The organism is Pseudoalteromonas sp. US3C1004 (assembly GCF_048401065.1).
GTDB lineage: Bacteria > Pseudomonadota > Gammaproteobacteria > Enterobacterales > Alteromonadaceae > Pseudoalteromonas > Pseudoalteromonas undina.
In genome coordinates this window covers 2857455-2877947 of sequence record NZ_CP183073.1, presented here as the reverse complement: position 1 = coordinate 2877947, position 20493 = coordinate 2857455, and the positions used below count along the sequence as shown (strand labels likewise).

Here is a 20493-nt window from a genome sequence, read left to right as displayed (position 1 = left end):
ATTGAAACTGAGTGACCAACAGCAATAACTTACTTAGGTTTTACTTAAGGAAAGAATTGCAGCACAGTCAATTCAATATCGAAAGATATTAAATAAATTCAGAATTCATTGAGCTGTCGAAAGACATAAAACTTTTTAATTGAAGAGTTTGATCATGGCTCAGATTGAACGCTGGCGGCAGGCCTAACACATGCAAGTCGAGCGGTAACAGAAAGTAGCTTGCTACTTTGCTGACGAGCGGCGGACGGGTGAGTAATGCTTGGGAACATGCCTTGAGGTGGGGGACAACAGTTGGAAACGACTGCTAATACCGCATAATGTCTACGGACCAAAGGGGGCTTCGGCTCTCGCCTTTAGATTGGCCCAAGTGGGATTAGCTAGTTGGTGAGGTAATGGCTCACCAAGGCGACGATCCCTAGCTGGTTTGAGAGGATGATCAGCCACACTGGGACTGAGACACGGCCCAGACTCCTACGGGAGGCAGCAGTGGGGAATATTGCACAATGGGCGCAAGCCTGATGCAGCCATGCCGCGTGTGTGAAGAAGGCCTTCGGGTTGTAAAGCACTTTCAGTCAGGAGGAAAGGTTAGTAGTTAATACCTGCTAGCTGTGACGTTACTGACAGAAGAAGCACCGGCTAACTCCGTGCCAGCAGCCGCGGTAATACGGAGGGTGCGAGCGTTAATCGGAATTACTGGGCGTAAAGCGTACGCAGGCGGTTTGTTAAGCGAGATGTGAAAGCCCCGGGCTCAACCTGGGAACTGCATTTCGAACTGGCAAACTAGAGTGTGATAGAGGGTGGTAGAATTTCAGGTGTAGCGGTGAAATGCGTAGAGATCTGAAGGAATACCGATGGCGAAGGCAGCCACCTGGGTCAACACTGACGCTCATGTACGAAAGCGTGGGGAGCAAACAGGATTAGATACCCTGGTAGTCCACGCCGTAAACGATGTCTACTAGAAGCTCGGAACCTCGGTTCTGTTTTTCAAAGCTAACGCATTAAGTAGACCGCCTGGGGAGTACGGCCGCAAGGTTAAAACTCAAATGAATTGACGGGGGCCCGCACAAGCGGTGGAGCATGTGGTTTAATTCGATGCAACGCGAAGAACCTTACCTACACTTGACATACAGAGAACTTACCAGAGATGGTTTGGTGCCTTCGGGAGCTCTGATACAGGTGCTGCATGGCTGTCGTCAGCTCGTGTTGTGAGATGTTGGGTTAAGTCCCGCAACGAGCGCAACCCCTATCCTTAGTTGCTAGCAGGTAATGCTGAGAACTCTAAGGAGACTGCCGGTGATAAACCGGAGGAAGGTGGGGACGACGTCAAGTCATCATGGCCCTTACGTGTAGGGCTACACACGTGCTACAATGGCGCATACAGAGTGCTGCGAACTCGCGAGAGTAAGCGAATCACTTAAAGTGCGTCGTAGTCCGGATTGGAGTCTGCAACTCGACTCCATGAAGTCGGAATCGCTAGTAATCGCGTATCAGAATGACGCGGTGAATACGTTCCCGGGCCTTGTACACACCGCCCGTCACACCATGGGAGTGGGTTGCTCCAGAAGTAGATAGTCTAACCCTCGGGAGGACGTTTACCACGGAGTGATTCATGACTGGGGTGAAGTCGTAACAAGGTAGCCCTAGGGGAACCTGGGGCTGGATCACCTCCTTATACGATTTAGAACTTATTTGTTCGTAGTGTCCACACAGATGATTGTTAGTTAGTTTTACCCTTTGGGTTAACTAATTAATATGCTCTTTAAAAATTTGGAAAAGCTGATAATAAAATTCGTATGAATACATTGTATTTGTACAGAGTTTTCAAAAGTAAAAAAGAATGATAGCAGTATCATTCAGTGCCATTTAATCCTCGGATTAATTGGTATCTACTTTAGTATTCAATATTAACTTCTGGCGAAGTTAAACTGTCACAAAACAAAGACCCGTTTGGGTTGTATGGTTAAGTGACTAAGCGTACACGGTGGATGCCTTGGCAGTTGGAGGCGATGAAGGACGTATTAACTTGCGATAAGCCTAGTCAAGCTAGTAAAAAGCACTTGAGACTAGGATTTCCGAATGGGGAAACCCACCTGCTTGCAGGTATCGTTAACTGAATACATAGGTTAACGAGGCGAACGCGGAGAACTGAAACATCTAAGTACCCGTAGGAAAAGAAATCAACCGAGATTCCGATAGTAGCGGCGAGCGAAATCGGAACAGCCCTTAAGCTTATTATGTGTTAATGGAAGGCTCTGGAAAGTGCCACGATACAGGGTGATAGTCCCGTACATGAAAACGCATTTTAAGTGAAATCGAGTAGGTCGGAGCACGTGAAACTTTGACTGAATATAGGTGGACCATCATCTAAGGCTAAATACTCCCAACTGACCGATAGTGAACCAGTACCGTGAGGGAAAGGCGAAAAGAACCCCTGTGAGGGGAGTGAAATAGAACCTGAAACCGTGTACGTACAAGCAGTAGGAGCCCTTCGAGGGTGACTGCGTACCTTTTGTATAATGGGTCAGCGACTTATATTTTGTAGCGAGGTTAACCGATTAGGGTAGCCGTAGGGAAACCGAGTCTTAACTGGGCGAATAGTTGCAAGGTATAGACCCGAAACCCGGTGATCTAGCCATGGGCAGGTTGAAGGTTGAGTAACATCAACTGGAGGACCGAACCCACTAACGTTGAAAAGTTAGGGGATGACCTGTGGTTAGGAGTGAAAGGCTAATCAAACCGGGAGATAGCTGGTTCTCCCCGAAATCTATTTAGGTAGAGCCTCGGACGAATACTTACGGGGGTAGAGCACTGTTAAGGCTAGGGGGTCATCCCGACTTACCAACCCTTTGCAAACTCCGAATACCGTAAAGTAATATCCGGGAGACACACGGCGGGTGCTAACGTCCGTCGTGAAGAGGGAAACAACCCAGACCGCCAGCTAAGGTCCCAAAGTCATAGTTAAGTGGGAAACGATGTGGAAAGGCCCAGACAGCCAGGAGGTTGGCTTAGAAGCAGCCATCCTTTAAAGAAAGCGTAATAGCTCACTGGTCGAGTCGGTCTGCGCGGAAGATGTAACGGGGCTAAACTATGCACCGAAGCTGCGGATTCAGAATTTATTCTGAGTGGTAGGGGAGCGTTCTGTAAGCGGTTGAAGGTGTACCGGGAGGTATGCTGGACGTATCAGAAGTGCGAATGCTGACATGAGTAACGATAATGCGGGTGAAAAACCCGCACGCCGGAAGACCAAGGGTTCCTATCCCATGTTAATCAGGGTAGGGTAAGTCGACCCCTAAGGCGAGGCCGAAAGGCGTAGTCGATGGGAAACGGATTAATATTTCCGTACTTGGTATAATTGCGATGGGGGGACGGAGCAGGCTAAGCAAGCATGGCGATGGTAGTCCATGTGAAAGTGTGTAGGCTAGTGACTTAGGTAAATCCGGGTTGCTGTTAGGCTGAGACACGAGACGAGTCACCAAGGTGATGAAGTTGCTGATGCCATACTTCCAGGAAAAGCCTCTAAGCTTCAGATTATACCGAATCGTACCCCAAACCGACACAGGTGGTCAGGTAGAGAATACTAAGGCGCTTGAGAGAACTCGGGTGAAGGAACTAGGCAAAATCGTACCGTAACTTCGGGAGAAGGTACGCTCCGATTGGTGATGAGACTTGCTCTCTAAGCTGATTGGAGCCGCAGTGACCAGGTGGCTGGGACTGTTTATTAAAAACACAGCACTGTGCAAAATCGCAAGATGACGTATACGGTGTGACACCTGCCCGGTGCCGGAAGGTTAATTGATGGGGTTATCTTCGGAGAAGCTCTTGATCGAAGCCCCGGTAAACGGCGGCCGTAACTATAACGGTCCTAAGGTAGCGAAATTCCTTGTCGGGTAAGTTCCGACCTGCACGAATGGTGTAACCATGGCCACGCTGTCTCCACCCGAGACTCAGTGAAATTGAAATCGCAGTGAAGATGCTGTGTACCCGCGGCTAGACGGAAAGACCCCGTGAACCTTTACTACAGCTTGGCACTGAACATTGAACCTACATGTGTAGGATAGGTGGGAGACTTAGAAGCAGAGACGCTAGTTTTTGTGGAGTCGTCCTTGAAATACCACCCTTGTAGTTTTGATGTTCTAACGTTGGCCCCTGAATCGGGGTTACGGACAGTGCCTGGTGGGTAGTTTGACTGGGGCGGTCTCCTCCCAAAGAGTAACGGAGGAGCACGAAGGTTGGCTAAGTACGGTCGGACATCGTACGGTTAGTGTAATGGTAGAAGCCAGCTTAACTGCGAGACAGACACGTCGAGCAGGTACGAAAGTAGGTCATAGTGATCCGGTGGTTCTGAATGGAAGGGCCATCGCTCAACGGATAAAAGGTACTCCGGGGATAACAGGCTGATACCGCCCAAGAGTTCATATCGACGGCGGTGTTTGGCACCTCGATGTCGGCTCATCACATCCTGGGGCTGAAGTCGGTCCCAAGGGTATGGCTGTTCGCCATTTAAAGTGGTACGCGAGCTGGGTTTAGAACGTCGTGAGACAGTTCGGTCCCTATCTGCCGTGGGCGTTTGAGAATTGAGAGGGGTTGCTCCTAGTACGAGAGGACCGGAGTGAACGAACCGCTGGTGTTCGGGTTGTCATGCCAATGGCATTGCCCGGTAGCTACGTTCGGAACTGATAAGCGCTGAAAGCATCTAAGCGCGAAGCAGGCCTCGAGATGAGTTCTCACTAGACTTTTAAAGTCTCTGAAGGGCCGTTGAAGACTACAACGTTGATAGGCAAGATGTGGAAGTGGTGTGAGCCATTAAGCTAACTTGTACTAATTACCCGTGAGGCTTAACCATACAACGCCAAACGCGTTTTATGTGATAGTGAAACAAGCGAAGAAGTTAATATAACTAAAGTAGATACTAGAAGACTTTATTATCAGAATTCCAAATTTTAGTTAGTGCGTAGTAATACGGACTGACACCCAAATTTGCTTGGTGACAATAGCGTTTTGGACCCACCTGACCCCATGCCGAACTCAGTAGTGAAACGAAACAGCGCCGATGATAGTGTAGCATTTGTTATGTGAAAGTAGGACATTACCAGGCTCCAAATACAAGAAAGCCCGACTCGAAAGAGTCGGGCTTTTTTACGTCTGCAGAAAAGTGAAAATATTAGCCGTCAGCCGTCAGCCGTCAGCCGTCAGCTATCAGCTGCACAGCGTTAACCTGACCATCGTAGCGTCGGTTGAATATCTCGAAACCCACGGATAAAAGAACACGACAGAGGATGAGAGCGTAGCATTTGTTATGTGGCTCTCCATCGCTGTGGGCACTAAGACATTCTACTGCGTTGTCGCTACGAAGTAGCGCACCGACTCTAAATACAAGAAAGCCCGACTCGAAAGAGCCGAGCTTTTTTGTATCTGCAGGGAAGTGAAAAAAAAATGTAAAAGGTTAAAGGTATTAGGCTAAAGGAAGATAATTGATCAGAGCCGATTCCAGGACATACTACTTTGCTGTCGCTTCGAAGTAGCACACCGACTCCAAATGTAAGAGAAGTGCAAAGCATCCGGCTTTAGGTAAAATAAGCCCTGCTTTACGCTGACCTCCTATTAACTTCTCTTGTATGGTTATCCTCGTTATATAAAATTAATAGCTCCTTAAATAAAGCCTTATAGATTACATAACTATGTTTTACTTGAAAAAGAATTTATAAAGCCCAAAATGAAATTAAGTATTCTTATTAAATTGAGCTGTTTATGTCATTACTACTAACGCCACCTAAGTGCGAGCAATTGACCTATTTGTCAAAACAAATAAAAGGGTATGAAGAACAAGCAGTCCATGCTACCGGCGCAGACCTTTACACGCTGATGCAGCGTGCCGCGGAGGCTGTTTTTTGCTGTTGGAAAACCTTTAATGCAAAACAAACGTTAGTTATTACAGGTAATGGAAATAATGCTGGAGATGGTTATGAGGTAGCTCGGTTAATCAAACAAGCAGATCGGCATGTAGTTGTTTGCGCGATTAATCCGAATAAAGCCTTATCCGGAGATGCAGCAAAAGCACAAAAGCAATGGATTGATTCCGGTGGTGAAATTTGTAACTTTAGCGCTGATGCACTCGATGAGTGTGATGTGATAATTGATGCATTACTCGGCACTGGTCTTGAGAATACGGTACGCGATAATGTTGCTACTATTATTAAAGCGGTAAATGAAAGCACTAAACCTATACTGAGTATTGATGTGCCGTCAGGTATTAATGCAGATACAGGCTGTACTCAAGGAACAGCCATTATGGCCACCAAAACAATGACATTAGTTGGGATAAAGCAAGGACTCACCACGGCTAAAGGAAAGCAGCATGCCGGGCAGTTGTATTTCGATGAGTTAGGTATTGGCGAGCAATTTATGAAATTAGCCACCCCTTCTGCTCAGATTATTAATATAGACAGCTTTAAACCTTTGCCTGAGCGCTCAGTGAGTAGCCATAAAGGTAGTCATGGAAAGTTATTATGTATAGGAGGAAACCACGGCTCTGCAGGAGCTATTAGATTAAGTGCTGAAAGTGGATTAAGGTCTGGTGCTGGAATGGTAAAAGTGTATACCCATGAACATGCCGTTTTACCTGTGAGCATCGGGCGACCAGAGCTTATGGTAACTAGTGAACACTTGGATGATGCCCTAGCATGGTCAACGTGTGTAGTTATCGGTCCAGGTTTAGGCCAAGATGAATGGGCCCAAAAAACCTTTGAGCAGGCAATCCGTTATTGCCAGCAAAACAATATCCCTACTGTTATTGATGCAGACGCCTTAAACTTATTAGCTAAGCAATCATCTTCTCATAAATTAAATAATACCGTGCTAACGCCTCATCCTGCAGAGGCTGCACGGTTATTAAACTTAACTACCTCTGAGGTTGAGTCTGATCGTTTTTATTATGCTCGACAATGTGCGATCAACTTCGCAGCGACCTCTATTTTAAAGGGCGCAGGTACGCTAATCGATAATACCGAGCATACTTGGATATGTGAAAATAGTAACCCTGGTTTGGCTGTAGGAGGAAGTGGTGATGTGCTTAGTGGTATAATTGGGGCGTTAATGGCTCAAGGATTAAATACCAGTGAGGCAGCATGTTATGGCGTTGTGTTACATGCAAAGGCGGGTGATAGAGCCTGTGAACAATCAGGGCAAAGAGGAATGTTAGCCAGTGACTTATTTGCGCATGTAAGAGCACTGATCAATCATAAATAGTAAAAGCAGCAGTGACTGGCTGTGCTAGCTAATGTCTTCGCTGCTTGTTTTGGCTACTATCTGTGAAGCTCACCAGCTCTTTCAGGCTGATAAGTAACTTCTTTGATGGTTACTGTTACTAATCCACCGCCAGGCTTTGGCCATTCAATTTGATCTCCTTGTGAAAGGCCAAGTAATGCACTACCTACAGGGGCTAAGATTGATATTTTGTCGCCAATTGAATCAATATTTTTTGGGTAAACAAGCGTTAAAGTAAACTCTTCGCCTGTAGATTCAACAACAAAGTTCACAGTTGAATTCATGGTTACCACGGTTGCGGGAACTTCGTGCGGCTCAACTATGCTGGCTCGTGCAAGTTCTGCTTCAAGTTCTTTTTCACCCGCAAAGCTGTTTGCAGGCAACGACTCCATCAGTGCATACAACCTATCTGCATCCAGCGATGAAATGATAATTTCAGGTTTTGTATTCAACTTAATATCCTTAATCATGTTAAATAAAATTTACTCTGGTATAGCTTGCAGGAACTCAGTTGCATTGGAATACACTGAGTTAATTTTATTGTTGTTTAGTGAATTTATTTTATCTCTATTGCTAAAAACCCAGCCGAAGCTGGGTTTTTATTTGAGCTAAGTGTTTAGGGGATGATTACATCATGCCGCCCATTCCACCCATGCCGCCCATGCCACCCATATCAGGTGCACCAGCTGCTTCTTCTTTAGGAATTTCAGCAACCATAGCCTCTGTAGTGATCATTAGACCAGCAATCGATCCTGCAAATTGTAATGCAGAGCGCGTTACTTTCGTTGGATCTAGGATACCCATTTCAATCATGTCGTTGTATTCGCCAGTGGCTGCATTGTACCCGTAGTTACCTTCGCCGCCTTTAACTGCGTTAATAACAACTGATGCTTCGTCGCCTGCGTTTGTAACGATTTGACGAAGTGGTGCTTCCATCGCACGAAGTGCCACTTTAATACCGTGGTTTTGATCTTCGTTGTCGCCAAGTAGCTCAACTAGCTTGCTAGCAGCACGAACTAATGCAACACCACCACCTGGTACTACGCCTTCTTCAACCGCTGCGCGAGTTGCATGTAATGCATCTTCAACACGATCTTTTTTCTCTTTCATTTCAATTTCAGTAGCGGCACCTACTTTGATTACTGCAACACCGCCAGCTAACTTAGCCATGCGCTCTTGTAGTTTTTCTTTGTCGTAGTCTGAAGTCGCTTCTTCAATTTGTGCTTTGATTTGTGCAACACGGCCGTTAATGCCGTCTTCTTCACCAGCACCATCAATGATTGTTGTGTCATCTTTAGTGATTACTACACGTTTAGCTGTACCCAAGTCTTCAACTGTTGCTTTTTCAAGTTCAAGGCCGATTTCTTCAGAAATCACAGTACCGCCAGTTAAAACCGCGATATCTTGTAGCATTGCTTTACGACGATCGCCAAAGCCAGGTGCTTTAACCGCTGATACTTTTACAATACCACGCATGTTATTAACTACTAGTGTCGCTAACGCTTCACCTTCAAGGTCTTCTGCGATGATTAGTAGAGGCTTGCTTGCTTTTGCAACCGCTTCTAATGTTGGTAATAATTCACGGATGTTAGATATTTTTTTATCTACAAGTAAGATAAATGGGTTATCTAGTTCAACTGCGCCTTTTTCAGCGTTGTTGATGAAGTATGGAGATAAGTAACCACGGTCAAACTGCATGCCTTCTACAACATCTAGTTCGTTTTCAAGTGATTGACCTTCTTCAACCGTGATAACACCAGTATTACGGCCTACTTTTTCCATTGCATCAGCAATGATTTCACCAATCTCTTTATCAGAGTTAGCTGAAATAGTACCTACTTGTGCAATTGCTTTAGTATCAGCACATGGAACAGAAAGAGCTTTAAGTTCTGCTGTTGCAGCAATGATTGCTTTATCAATACCGCGCTTAAGATCCATTGGGTTCATACCCGCAGCAACCGCTTTAAGACCTTCGTTAACAATAGATTGAGCAAGCACGGTTGCGGTAGTGGTACCGTCACCAGCAGCATCATTTGCTTTAGACGCTACTTCTTTAACCATTTGTGCGCCCATGTTTTCAAACTTGTCTTCAAGTTCGATTTCTTTAGCTACAGATACACCATCTTTAGTGATTACTGGGGAGCCAAATGATTTGTCTAGTACAACGTTACGACCTTTAGGGCCCAATGTTACTTTTACTGCGTTTGCTAAAATGTTTACGCCAGTTAGCATTTTTGCACGTGCGTCGCCTGCAAACAGTACTTCTTTTGCTGCCATGTTTAATTTCCTCTAAATTCTTAAAATGTGTGTTAAACGAAAAGTAGGTTTAGCCTACAATGCCTAAAATATTATCTTCACGCATGATCAGGTATTCTTGACCTTCGATCTTTTCAGTTTTTTCAACATATGAGCCAAATAACACAGTGTCACCGGCTTTCACTTCTAACGCGCGAACGTCACCGTTTTCTAAAACGCGACCATTACCTACGGCAACAACTTCTCCACGAGTTGATTTTTCAGCTGCAGAGCCAGTTAATACAATACCGCCAGCAGACTTGGTTTCTTCTTCTAGACGCTTGATGATTACGCGATCTTGTAAAGGACGAATGTTCATGTTTTTAGTTCTCCTAACAGTTTCTGAACAGTACAGAAAAAAGTGTATCTAATTTGCTTTCATTAATGGGGGTAGAGTGAAAAATTCCAAGAGAAAAAATGATAAATTTTTAATCTTTTCGCTCGTATTCACCATCTATAGTATTGGGACGGTTTTCATCTTGCTCATGATGCATTGATTGATGAGGTTGTGAAAATCCTGAAGTACCTGTTTGATGCATACTAGCGCTCATTCTCACCGTTGCTTGGCTGGCAAGCCCTGCGGCTAATTTATTGCGAATAGCTGGAGTAAGAAGCAGTAGGCCAAATACATCCGTCATAATGCCGGGTGTTAGTAAAAGTACGCCAGCAATAATCACACAAATACCCGTAAACAACTCTTTAGCCGGCATTTGCCCTTGAGCCATTTGCACTTGTACGTTTTGTAGTGCGCCCATTCCTTGCTGTTTCACCATTTTCGCACCCACAATCGCGGTTAGTACCACTAAAGCAATTGTTGCGAAGCCACCTATCACGTCACTAACCTGAATTAGTAAGGCAATTTCAATAATTGGGATGATGATAAACAGCAAAAATAAAATTCTAAACATAAGACTCTCTAAAAAAATGACACTTATTAAGGTGCTAATGAAATATAAGTGAGGGTTGTCGGGTCTATTTTCAAGCTAATAAGAGTAAGTAATAGACTTTAATGTAAGTAAAGTTGCAGGTGGCGGGTCTAAATCAATTTACTGCAAAGACCCAAAATGTAGACAGAGTTCGTGTCTACACATTACACCCGCTATCAGCTACTATGGGGCTAGACCCCCGTAAACAAGTAAAGGTTCACTATGACAACGCAATTTAAACTTATTTTTACCACTTGCAAAGATAACGATGAAGCCCGTTTATTGGCTATGGCTCTAATAGAAAAGAAACTAGCCGCTTGTGTAAATATTTTACCGGCCATGAGTTCTATTTACATATGGGAAGGTGAAGTAGCCGAGGCAACTGAAGTAAAGCTACTAATTAAAACTAAGGCTGACAAAATGAACGATGTATTTTTAACCTTAAAAGATCTTCACAGCTACGAAGTACCAGAAATACAAGTTGTTGATGTGGCAACGGGTAACTTGGCTTACTTTAATTGGATGGATGAGGTGCTTCATTAATGCGCTTTATTTTATTTTTTTTATTAGGCGTTTTAATGGCGCCTGCTTGGGCAACACAAAATACCCTTGAGGATTTTCTCAAACCTACTCAGCACACATTTTTACCGGTCAATGAAGCGTTTGTATTTGATTTTGACCAGCAAGGAAGTACGTTATTTGTTGGTTGGGATATCGCTGATGACTATTACTTATATAAAGACAAAATAGAAATTATTGCCAAAGGTGCCAGCATTGATGTGCCTGAGTTGGGCTCTGGTGAAATAATTGAAGATGAGTTTTTTGGCAAAACTGAGGTGTTTTTTAATTCTATCAGCGTTATTAGCAAGTTGAGTAATATCAGTGAAGATGGCGTTGTTAAGGTGCGCTATCAAGGCTGCGCAAAAGCAGGGCTGTGTTATCCACCTGAAATCATCAGCATTCCATTAAGTGTACTGGCAAGTGAAACTAATACTAATGAAAATACAGCAGCAAGTAGTGCATTTGCGGCACTTAGCCAACCTGTAGAAAAACCTGTTACTACAGCAACACCCGAGAAAGAGCTCACCTATACAGAGCAGTTAGCCAGCCAAAGCTTAATGGTTAATTTAGCTATATTTTTTGCTGTGGGCGTAGGTTTGGCATTTACACCTTGTGTATTTCCGATGTTTCCTATTTTATCTAGCTTAATTGCAGGGCAAAAGAACCTGTCTACCAAAAAAGCATTTGCCCTATCATTTGTTTATATTCAAGGTATGGCGGTTACCTATGCCGCATTGGGGTTAGTGGTTGCTGCATTAGGCGGACAAGTACAAGGTTACTTACAGCACCCATATGTATTGATAAGTTTTAGCTTATTGTTTGTGTTGTTGGCTATGTCGATGTTCGGTTGGTACGAAATAAAGTTACCCAGCGGCATGATGAACAAGCTAACCCAAGTGAGTAACAATCAAAAAGGCGGTAACTACATTGGGGTATTCCTGATGGGGGTTTTATCAGGGCTTATTGCATCACCTTGTACCACTGCGCCTTTATCAGCCGCATTATTATTTGTGGCACAAAGCGGCGATTACTTAGTGGGTGGACTAACGCTTTATGTACTTAGCCTAGGAATGGGTTTACCGTTGTTACTCCTTGGTACATCGGGAGGTAAGTTATTACCGAAAGCTGGCGGATGGATGGAACAAGTTAAAACCTTATTTGGTTTTATTATGTTAGTTGTGCCACTTATTTTGTTAGAGCGAATTATCGATATCGAGATAATTTTACTATTAGCAGGTCTATTAGCTATCGCCACAGCGCTTTATTTTCATCATTGGCAAAGCGCCCAAGCACAAGGTAAATTAAAAACCTTATTGTGGGTTATTGCTGTTTTATTAGTGCTTACGGGCTTTAATTTAACCAAAAATTATTTTTGGCCAACACAAAACGTGAGCTTGCAAACAACCACGCAAAGCAATGAGTTTAAGCACGTTGCTAACTTAGCCGAGTTGAAGCAAGCAGTTTCACAAGCAAATAGTGAGGGTCGTATGGTAATGGTGGACTTATACGCTGACTGGTGTGTAGCGTGTAAAGAGTTTGAGCATTACACATTTCCTGACCCGCAAGTGCAAAGTGAGTTTAGTCATTATCAACTGATTCAAATTGACTTAACCCAAAGCGATAATGAAACAATTGAGCTAATGGAAGCATATTCAGTGTTTGGTTTACCGAGTATTTTATTCTTCAATACTCAAGGTGAAGAGTTAAGTACACAACGTGTAACTGGCTTTTTAAATGCAGATGATTTTGCTAAGCACCTAGCTGCAGTGCGTGCCAGCGCTGAATAACCATTCTTTATGGCACAACATGATTGGTAATGTTGTGCCACTATTCTCCCCTTAAGATAGTCCCCGAAATAGAGATTAGACCAGTATTTTGCTGCTATTTACTTCGAAATCACTATAATAGTTGGTTAACGTGAGAAATTGTTGCTATCTTACTTTTTTCTGCTTACTTTTTAGAGAAAAACTAGTTAGTAACCGCTTAACTCATTACTTATAGGATATATCGCGTATTATGGCTGCAAAATTAAAGATTTTAGTTATAAATGGCCCAAATTTAAACATGCTAGGAAAGCGTGAACCTGATAAGTACGGTTCGCATTCTTTAGAGCATATTGTGAGCGAGTTAAACAGCGCTGCTAATAGTTTAGGTGTGGAGTTAACGCATTTTCAAAGTAATAGTGAACAAGCGCTCATTGAACGCATTCATGATGCTTGGCAAACGGTTGATTACATAATAATTAACCCTGCAGCATTTACGCACACAAGCGTCGCATTACGTGATGCATTGCTAAGCGTTGATATTCCGTTTTTTGAAGTGCACTTAAGTAATGTGCATGCACGTGAAACGTTTCGCCATCATTCTTATTTTTCTGATGTGGCGCAAGGCGTTATTTGTGGATTAGGTGCAATGGGTTATCACGCTGCTTTAAATGCAGCAGTCAGCCGATTGCAAAACTCAAACTAAATTTAAACTAACAAACTAATAGGCGGGCCGTTTATGGATATTCGCAAGATCAAAAAACTAATTGAATTAGTAGAAGAATCAGGTATTGCAGAACTAGAAATCACTGAAGGTGAAGAATCAGTACGTATTAACCGTAATAACATGAGTGCCGGTCCTGCGTATGCGCAATTCGCACCTCAGCAATACGCCCCAGCAGCACCTGCTCCAGCCGCGGCTGCACCATCAGCACCTGCAGCCGTAGAGTCTGAAGCACCTGCAGGTCCTACAGGCCATCAAGTTAAATCACCTATGGTAGGTTCTTTTTATGCAGCAGCTTCTCCAGAAGCACCAGCATATGTTGAAGTGGGCTCTCAGGTTAAAGTTGGCGACACGTTATGTATCGTTGAAGCAATGAAAATGATGAACCAAATTGAGTCAGATAAAGCCGGTACAGTAAAAGCTATCTTAGTAGAAAACGGCGAGCCAGTAGAATTTGATCAACCTTTATTCATCATTGAATAATAGCGCAACGTAAAAGGCCAACTCTCATGTTAGATAAAGTAGTCATTGCAAACCGAGGTGAAATTGCACTTCGTATATTGCGCGCCTGCAAAGAGCTTGGGATCAAAACGGTTGCTGTGCATTCAACGGCGGATCGCGATCTTAAGCACGTATTACTAGCAGATGAAACCATCTGTATTGGTAAACCAGCAGCAACTGAAAGTTACTTAGACATTCCACGCATTATTGCCGCAGCAGAAATTACTGATGCAGTCGCTATCCACCCAGGTTATGGTTTTCTTGCTGAAAATGCAGACTTTGCCGACCAAGTTGAGCAAAGTGGCTTTGTATTTATCGGTCCTCGTGGCGATACTATTCGTCTAATGGGCGATAAAGTATCGGCAATCGAAGCGATGCGTAAAGCGGGTGTTCCTTGTGTACCTGGCTCTGATGGTCCGGTATCGGATGATAAAGAACGCAACATGCAAATTGCTAAGCGTATTGGTTACCCAGTAATTATTAAAGCAGCTGGCGGCGGCGGTGGCCGCGGTATGCGTGTTGTTCGCAACGAAGCTGAGTTAATCAATTCAATTTCGCTTACGCAACAAGAAGCAAAGCAGTTCTTTGGCAACAGCATGGTTTACATGGAGAAATTCCTTGAAAACCCACGTCACATCGAAGTACAAGTATTGGCCGACGGTCAAGGCAATGCGGTTCACTTAGGTGAGCGTGATTGTTCAATGCAGCGTCGTCACCAAAAAGTAGTTGAAGAAGCACCAGCACCAGGGATTACTGCAGAAGTACGTAAGTTCATAGGTGAGCGTTGTACTCGCGCATGTATTGAAATTGGTTATCGTGGTGCGGGTACGTTTGAGTTTTTATACGAGAACGGTGAATTTTACTTCATTGAAATGAATACCCGTATTCAGGTTGAGCACCCTGTAACTGAAATGGTTACCGGTGTTGATTTAATCAAAGAGCAGTTAAAAATTGCCGCTGGTCAGCCTTTGTCATTCACTCAAGAAGATGTGGTTATTCGTGGTCATGCTATTGAGTGTCGTATTAATGCTGAAGACCCAGAAACCTTTATTCCATCGCCAGGTAAGATCACCCGTTTTCACCCAGCTGGTGGTTTAGGTATTCGTTGGGACAGTCATATTTACGCTGACTACACCGTTCCTCCACATTACGATTCTATGATTGGTAAGCTGATCACTTACGGTGAAAACCGTGATGTCGCTATCGCCCGAGCACGTAATGCGCTTAATGAACTCGTTATCGATGGTATTAAAACCAATACGCCACTGCATAAACGTATTCTTGCAGATGAAAACTTCAAAAATGGTGGTACAAATATCCACTACCTTGAGAAGAAATTAGGACTGTAAAGTCCATGCTAATTAAAAACCGGCTTAAGCCGGTTTTTTTATCTTTAAAAAAGAGGCAGTATCACCTTAAATAAATAATCTGGTATGATTAACAAATATGCGCTTTTCGTAAATTTTGAGGTAATCATGTCGTGTAGTTTTAATTTTCATTTAGTCGATGAAAATGCCACTGTTGCTATGGGTAATAAATTAGCTGCCATAATAGAGCAGGGCGCAGTTATTTATTTGCATGGTGACTTAGGGGCCGGTAAAACGACATTTACTCGCGGTATAGTGCAAGGTTTTGGTCATACAGGTAAGGTTAAAAGTCCCACTTATACACTTGTTGAACCCTACGAGCTTGTACGTGGCAATGTTTATCATTTTGACTTATATCGATTAGGTGACCCAGAAGAGCTTGAATTTATGGGGATTCGCGATTATTTTTCAGAAACGGCAACTTGTATAGTTGAGTGGCCGGAAAAAGGCGGAGAATTTATTCCTGTTCCCGATCTAAATGCTACGCTAAGTTATGTAGGTGATGAGCGTAAAATTGTTATTAACAGTGCGAGTGAGCGTGGTGTAGCAATTGTCAAAAAACTAAATAATAGATAATAAAATAGTTAAGGCAGTGATTATCAAAATGAGTCGTGGTTTAGTTAAACTTTTTATTTACCTCATGGTTTTTACAGTGAGCTTGCCATTGTGGGCGCAAAACACTATTAATAGTGTGCGTGTCTGGCCATCACCTGATAGCACACGGGTGGTGTTTGATCTCGACGATAAACCCGACTTTAGTTACTTTATGTTAAAAAACCCAAGTCGTTTAGTGGTTGATTTAGAAAATACGGATGAGTTGAAAACATTGCCAGGTGTGCCATCAAAGCACCAAATAGTTAGTAAGTTACGCTACTCAAAACCTAAAAATAAACACAGCGTGCGTTTAGTGTTTGAATTAAGCGGACCGGTCAAGCCTGTGGTATTTGCATTGGCACCTACGGGGCCTTATAAAAACAGGTTAGTGGTCGACTTATACGACAAGAGTCAATCTCAAGGGGCGGTCAGTCCGGCACAAACGGCAGCTAAAAAACGCCAGTTAAGCCAAGAACGCGACATTGTTATTGCCATTGATGCAGGCCATGGTGGTGAAGACCCAGGTTCCATTGGCCCATCAGGTACTTACGAAAAAGACATCACTTTGCAGATTGCCAAGCGTTTAGAGCGCATGATTGATGCTGAGCGAGGCATGATTTCGCGTATGGTTCGCAGTGGCGATTACTTTGTTAAACTTAATACACGAACTAATCGCGCTCGCCAGAAAAAAGCCGATTTTTTTGTCTCTATTCATGCAGATGCGTTTACCAGTCCGGGACCCAATGGTGCTTCTGTATGGGTGTTGTCGCTGCGACGTGCCAATTCGGAAATTGGTAAATGGATTGAGGATAAAGAAAAACACTCAGAGTTACTTGGCGGTGCTGCCGATGTAATTAAAGATGCTGCAAATGAAAAGTACTTAGCACAAGCCTTGCTTGATATGTCGATGGATCATTCCATGAAAACAGGGCTAAGTGTTGCAGATGAAGTGATAAAAGAATTAAAAAAAGTAGCAAAAATGCACAAAAAGGCACCGCAACATGCCAGCCTTGCAGTATTGAAGTCGCCAGATATTCCGTCTATTTTAGTTGAAACTGGGTTTATCTCTAATCCTCGTGAAGAACGACTACTAAAAAGCGCCAATCACCAAGAGCGTTTGGCGAAAGCGATGTTTACCTCAATTAAAAATTACTATTTACGCAACCCGCCTGACGACTCACTGTTTGCGTCATTAAAATCTCAATACCCGACAAAGCACAAGGTACGTCCGGGGGAATCACTGAGTATGTTGGCTGGTCGATATGGCGTTAGTATTAGTAAAATAAAACAGGTTAATAAGCTCAGTTCAAATACGCTATTTATTGGCCAGGAACTTGATATTCCTCAGAGTTAATTTTAAAAGCGCACAACATTTAAGGTTTTTATGAGTATTGAAATATTACCTGCGCGCTTGGCAAACCAAATTGCGGCGGGTGAAGTTGTTGAGCGTCCCGCGTCGGTGGTTAAAGAGTTAGTAGAAAATAGCCTAGATGCAGGTGCGACACGTATTCAAATAGATATTGAACGCGGTGGTCATAAGCTGATTCGAATTCGTGATAATGGTTCAGGCATTGCAAAAGAGGAGCTCACATTAGCGCTTTCTCGCCATGCTACCAGTAAACTAAAGTCGCTCGATGACTTAGAAAATATTTGCTCTTTAGGTTTTAGAGGCGAAGCTCTCGCGTCTATTAGCTCGGTATCTCGCTTAACCTTAAGCTCAAAGCCCGAACAGCAAGAAGCCGCTTGGCAAGCCTTTGCACAAGGTCGAGATATGGCCGTGGAGGTAAAGCCTGTGGCACATCCCAGCGGTACTACAATTGAAGTAAAAGACTTATTTTTTAATACCCCAGCACGGCGTAAGTTTTTACGTACCGAAAAAACTGAGTTTAGCCATATTGATGAGCTTATAAAGCGGATTGCACTGAGTCGCTTTGACGTATCAATTACGTTAACCCATAACGAAAAAGTGGTGCGTCAGTATCGTCCTAAAACCGAACCTGCTCAAGCGATTACACGAGTTGCCCAAGTGGCGGGTAAAGCGTTTGCAGAGCAAGGACTGCATATTCAATCAGGTGAAGCAGGGCTGCAACTACATGGTTGGGTGCTCCCGGTTGGCTCGGCTAATACTACACAGTACACCTATGTAAATAATCGTATGATGCGCGATAAACTAATTTTGCATGCTATTCGCCAAGCATTTGAAGAAGTCAGCGGTGAGCAAGAGTTACCCGGGTTTGTGATTTATATTGATATAGATCCACGTCAAGTGGATGTAAACGTTCATCCTGCTAAACATGAGGTGCGCTTTCATCAAGGGCGCTTAGTACACGACTTTATTTTGCAAGCGATAAAACAAGTTGTTGTGCCCCTGCAAGCTGAGTTTTCAAACTCCAGTGAAGCTAATGATAATAGCCCACCGGTGGCTGCATTTAATGCACACACTACTACCAGTAGTGAACCGTTTGATTACCCTAAGTCGTCATTACAGCCTAGTCGGTCATCTTTAGCGCATAGCACAACTTATAGTGGTGCAACTCAAGGTACAGGTAATCAACAACGTGCCGAAAGTCGAAATTACCATGACGTAAATGCGTTTTATCAAGGAGTGAGTGAGCAGCAAGCACATCACTTTGATAATCCAGCACCATTTGTGCAATCAGATGAGACTCAAGTATCAGATACAGCGCTTCGTACTGTCGATATAATAACCATTGAACAGGGCGCTTGTGTGTTTAATGATGAAAACCAACTTTATTGTTCACACTTTAAATATGCGCTAGCGGATGATTGGCTTGCACAAATTAAAGAGCAAGGCAGCCTTGAGGGCAAAGCATTGTTATTACCCGTACGGGTCAATGTCTCAAAACAAGATATCGAACTGCTGGCTACGCAACAATCATGGTTTACTTTGCTTGGCTTTGAACTTTTAATTGAAAAACAATTTGTTATGGTTAAGAAGTTGCCTGTTTGCTTGTACTTACTTGACGTGAGTACCGCGGTAGATGCCTTACTTGATGGGTGTAAAGCTCAGTTAGAAAGTATTGATCAGTGGCTAGCGTGGCAGGTAAATGTAATACCTACACGGTTCTATGCCAGTAAAGCCTTTGCAGTACAGCAAACTCGCTTACAAAATAATGCGCAAACAATTGAACGTTTACGTGAAAAAGCAGTTAAAATAGATCTAAAGTCTTATCTAGCGCAATTTAATTAGGGTATTCGTGTTGAGTAATTTACCGGTCATATTTTTAATGGGCCCCACCGCTGCTGGTAAAACAGCATTGGCAATTTCACTGTGTGAGCATTTAAATACTGAAATTATCAGTGTTGATTCGGCACTGGTTTATAAAGGTATGGATATTGGTACCGCTAAACCGGATGCCGACGAACTAGCACGTGCACCCCATCACCTAATTGATTTACTCGACCCAAGCGAAACCTATTCAGTAGCTGATTTTAGACGCGATGCGATAGAAAAAATTGATAAATTTCATCAACAAGGTAAAGTGCCTGTACTGGTTGGAGGTACAATGATGTACTTTAAAGCCCTTATTGATGGGTTATCCCCTCTACCAGAGGCTGATGAGCAGATAAGAGCTGAGCTTGAAGTACAGGCGAAACAGTACGGTTGGCCACATTTATATCAAGAGCTATTAAAAGTAGATCCACAAGCTGCGAAAAAGATGAGTGAAAATGATTCACAACGAATTAATCGCGCTTTAGAGGTTTACCGTATAACAGGTAAAACAATGACTGAATTGCAAAAGCAAAAACAGCCACCTTTACCTTATACTTTTCATCAATTTGCTATTGCTCCAGATGATCGTAAAGAGTTACATCAGCGAATTGCAGAAAGGTTTAAAATAATGATTGAACAGGGGTTTGAAAAAGAAGTTTCGACCCTATATCTACGTGAGGATTTACATCCCAATATGCCTTCTATTCGTTGTGTAGGTTATAGACAGATGTGGGATTACCTTGCGGGTGAAATAGACCATGATGAAATGGTTTTTCGCGGTATTGCTGCCACTCGTCAATTGGCTAAGCGTCAATTAACGTGGTTAAGAAGTTGGCCTGACGTTACGTGGTTAACAACCGGTGATGAAGAAAACTTGCATCGTGTAGTAAGTTCGCTAAGCTAGTAGTAGCTGGACAAAATTTAGCTTTATTAAATTAGTTCAGCCACTTAATTATAATAACACCTAGAACGAAGGAATAATAACATGGCAAAAGGCCAATCGTTACAAGACCCATTTTTAAATGCATTACGCCGCGAGCGCATTCCAGTATCAATTTTTTTGGTAAATGGCATAAAATTACAAGGTAAAATTCAGTCATTTGACCAATTTGTAATTTTACTGGAAAACACTGTTAATCAAATGGTGTATAAACATGCAATTTCAACAGTTGTACCTGCACGCGCAGTCAACTTCCAAGGTGTACAGGGAAATGAAGACACTGAAGAAACTGAACCAGGAAACTTTTAAATTAGGAGCGTAATG

The 20493-nt window shown here is 43.2% G+C and carries 15 protein-coding genes and 3 rRNA genes; 14 read left to right on the top strand and 4 right to left on the bottom strand.

Annotation, left to right across the window (positions count from 1 at the left end; translation table 11 throughout):
- The first annotated feature begins 136 nt into the window (after window positions 1-136).
- The 4 genes from ACNSN3_RS13415 to ACNSN3_RS13400 all read left to right on the top strand — a co-directional run bounded on the left by ACNSN3_RS13415 (window position 137) and on the right by ACNSN3_RS13400 (window position 7245).
- Window positions 137-1672, top strand: a 16S ribosomal RNA gene (locus ACNSN3_RS13415).
- Between the two features lie 286 nt (window positions 1673-1958).
- Window positions 1959-4843: ribosomal RNA gene (locus tag ACNSN3_RS13410) — 23S ribosomal RNA — on the top strand.
- Window positions 4844-4980: 137 nt separating this feature from the next.
- Window positions 4981-5095 (top strand): 5S ribosomal RNA (gene rrf, locus ACNSN3_RS13405).
- Together the 16S, 23S and 5S rRNA genes form the textbook arrangement of a ribosomal RNA operon.
- A 653-nt stretch (window positions 5096-5748) precedes the next feature.
- Complete coding sequence (locus ACNSN3_RS13400; RefSeq protein WP_418607718.1) at window positions 5749-7245, top strand: NAD(P)H-hydrate dehydratase; 1497 nt, start codon at window positions 5749-5751, stop codon at window positions 7243-7245.
- A 56-nt stretch (window positions 7246-7301) separates the two neighbouring features.
- Here ACNSN3_RS13400 and rnk read toward each other — a convergent pair whose 3' ends face one another.
- The 4 genes from rnk to ACNSN3_RS13380 all read right to left on the bottom strand — a co-directional run bounded on the left by rnk (window position 7302) and on the right by ACNSN3_RS13380 (window position 10466).
- Window positions 7302-7715 carry a nucleoside diphosphate kinase regulator gene (gene rnk / locus ACNSN3_RS13395; RefSeq protein ID WP_054202664.1) on the bottom strand — a complete coding sequence of 138 codons (414 nt, stop codon included), beginning with the start codon at window positions 7713-7715 and terminating at the stop codon, window positions 7302-7304.
- A 175-nt stretch (window positions 7716-7890) separates the two neighbouring features.
- The gene (groL, locus tag ACNSN3_RS13390) at window positions 7891-9540 is read right to left on the bottom strand and encodes a chaperonin GroEL (protein ID WP_418607715.1); all 1650 of its coding nucleotides are present in this window, start codon (window positions 9538-9540) and stop codon (window positions 7891-7893) included.
- Between the two features lie 49 nt (window positions 9541-9589).
- The gene (locus ACNSN3_RS13385) at window positions 9590-9877 is read right to left on the bottom strand and encodes a co-chaperone GroES (protein WP_008113511.1); all 288 of its coding nucleotides are present in this window, start codon (window positions 9875-9877) and stop codon (window positions 9590-9592) included.
- A 109-nt stretch (window positions 9878-9986) separates the two neighbouring features.
- Window positions 9987-10466: an FxsA family protein gene (locus ACNSN3_RS13380; protein WP_010391671.1), complete on the bottom strand. Its 480-nt coding sequence runs from the start codon at window positions 10464-10466 to the stop codon at window positions 9987-9989.
- A gap of 240 nt (window positions 10467-10706) precedes the next feature.
- Between ACNSN3_RS13380 and cutA the strand changes: the two genes are divergently transcribed.
- The 10 genes from cutA to hfq all read left to right on the top strand — a co-directional run bounded on the left by cutA (window position 10707) and on the right by hfq (window position 20478).
- On the top strand, window positions 10707-11027 hold the full coding sequence (cutA, locus tag ACNSN3_RS13375; RefSeq protein WP_010391672.1) for a divalent-cation tolerance protein CutA: 321 nt from the start codon (window positions 10707-10709) through the stop codon (window positions 11025-11027).
- Entirely contained in the window at window positions 11027-12832 is a 1806-nt protein-coding gene (locus tag ACNSN3_RS13370) for a protein-disulfide reductase DsbD (RefSeq protein ID WP_418607713.1), read from the top strand. Before cutA ends, ACNSN3_RS13370 begins: the two co-directional genes overlap by 1 nt.
- A gap of 229 nt (window positions 12833-13061) precedes the next feature.
- The gene (gene aroQ, locus ACNSN3_RS13365; protein ID WP_418607711.1) at window positions 13062-13514 is read left to right on the top strand and encodes a type II 3-dehydroquinate dehydratase; all 453 of its coding nucleotides are present in this window, start codon (window positions 13062-13064) and stop codon (window positions 13512-13514) included.
- Between the two features lie 33 nt (window positions 13515-13547).
- A complete protein-coding gene (accB, locus tag ACNSN3_RS13360) occupies window positions 13548-14015 on the top strand; it encodes an acetyl-CoA carboxylase biotin carboxyl carrier protein (protein ID WP_054202660.1) in 468 nt (155 codons plus the stop codon).
- Between the two features lie 26 nt (window positions 14016-14041).
- Window positions 14042-15382 carry an acetyl-CoA carboxylase biotin carboxylase subunit gene (accC, locus tag ACNSN3_RS13355; protein ID WP_010391679.1) on the top strand — a complete coding sequence of 447 codons (1341 nt, stop codon included), beginning with the start codon at window positions 14042-14044 and terminating at the stop codon, window positions 15380-15382.
- A gap of 126 nt (window positions 15383-15508) precedes the next feature.
- On the top strand, window positions 15509-15976 hold the full coding sequence (tsaE, locus tag ACNSN3_RS13350; protein WP_021033095.1) for a tRNA (adenosine(37)-N6)-threonylcarbamoyltransferase complex ATPase subunit type 1 TsaE: 468 nt from the start codon (window positions 15509-15511) through the stop codon (window positions 15974-15976).
- 28 nt (window positions 15977-16004) lie between these two features.
- Complete coding sequence (locus ACNSN3_RS13345; protein ID WP_418607709.1) at window positions 16005-17348, top strand: N-acetylmuramoyl-L-alanine amidase; 1344 nt, start codon at window positions 16005-16007, stop codon at window positions 17346-17348.
- 30 nt (window positions 17349-17378) lie between these two features.
- Window positions 17379-19205 (top strand): DNA mismatch repair endonuclease MutL, encoded by a 1827-nt coding sequence (gene mutL, locus ACNSN3_RS13340; protein ID WP_418607708.1) that lies wholly within the window; start codon window positions 17379-17381, stop codon window positions 19203-19205.
- Between the two features lie 10 nt (window positions 19206-19215).
- On the top strand, window positions 19216-20133 hold the full coding sequence (miaA, locus tag ACNSN3_RS13335; protein ID WP_054202670.1) for a tRNA (adenosine(37)-N6)-dimethylallyltransferase MiaA: 918 nt from the start codon (window positions 19216-19218) through the stop codon (window positions 20131-20133).
- Window positions 20134-20214: 81 nt separating this feature from the next.
- Entirely contained in the window at window positions 20215-20478 is a 264-nt protein-coding gene (gene hfq / locus ACNSN3_RS13330) for an RNA chaperone Hfq (RefSeq protein ID WP_008113494.1), read from the top strand.
- Window positions 20479-20493: the final 15 nt, after the last annotated feature.

Excerpts from the sequence above, each read along its gene's own strand:
- ACNSN3_RS13380 (WP_010391671.1), bottom strand. The coding sequence starts at position 10,466 with ATGTTTAGAATTTTATTTTTGCTGTTTATCATCATCCCAATTATTGAA.
- aroQ (WP_418607711.1), top strand. The coding sequence starts at position 13,062 with ATGGCTGCAAAATTAAAGATTTTAGTTATAAATGGCCCAAATTTAAAC.
- tsaE (WP_021033095.1), top strand. The coding sequence starts at position 15,509 with ATGTCGTGTAGTTTTAATTTTCATTTAGTCGATGAAAATGCCACTGTT.
- cutA (WP_010391672.1), top strand. The coding sequence starts at position 10,707 with ATGACAACGCAATTTAAACTTATTTTTACCACTTGCAAAGATAACGAT.
- ACNSN3_RS13345 (WP_418607709.1), top strand. The coding sequence starts at position 16,005 with ATGAGTCGTGGTTTAGTTAAACTTTTTATTTACCTCATGGTTTTTACA.
- groL (WP_418607715.1), bottom strand. The coding sequence starts at position 9,540 with ATGGCAGCAAAAGAAGTACTGTTTGCAGGCGACGCACGTGCAAAAATG.
- accB (WP_054202660.1), top strand. The coding sequence starts at position 13,548 with ATGGATATTCGCAAGATCAAAAAACTAATTGAATTAGTAGAAGAATCA.
- mutL (WP_418607708.1), top strand. The coding sequence starts at position 17,379 with ATGAGTATTGAAATATTACCTGCGCGCTTGGCAAACCAAATTGCGGCG.
- ACNSN3_RS13385 (WP_008113511.1), bottom strand. The coding sequence starts at position 9,877 with ATGAACATTCGTCCTTTACAAGATCGCGTAATCATCAAGCGTCTAGAA.
- ACNSN3_RS13400 (WP_418607718.1), top strand. The coding sequence starts at position 5,749 with ATGTCATTACTACTAACGCCACCTAAGTGCGAGCAATTGACCTATTTG.
- hfq (WP_008113494.1), top strand. The coding sequence starts at position 20,215 with ATGGCAAAAGGCCAATCGTTACAAGACCCATTTTTAAATGCATTACGC.
- accC (WP_010391679.1), top strand. The coding sequence starts at position 14,042 with ATGTTAGATAAAGTAGTCATTGCAAACCGAGGTGAAATTGCACTTCGT.
- ACNSN3_RS13370 (WP_418607713.1), top strand. The coding sequence starts at position 11,027 with ATGCGCTTTATTTTATTTTTTTTATTAGGCGTTTTAATGGCGCCTGCT.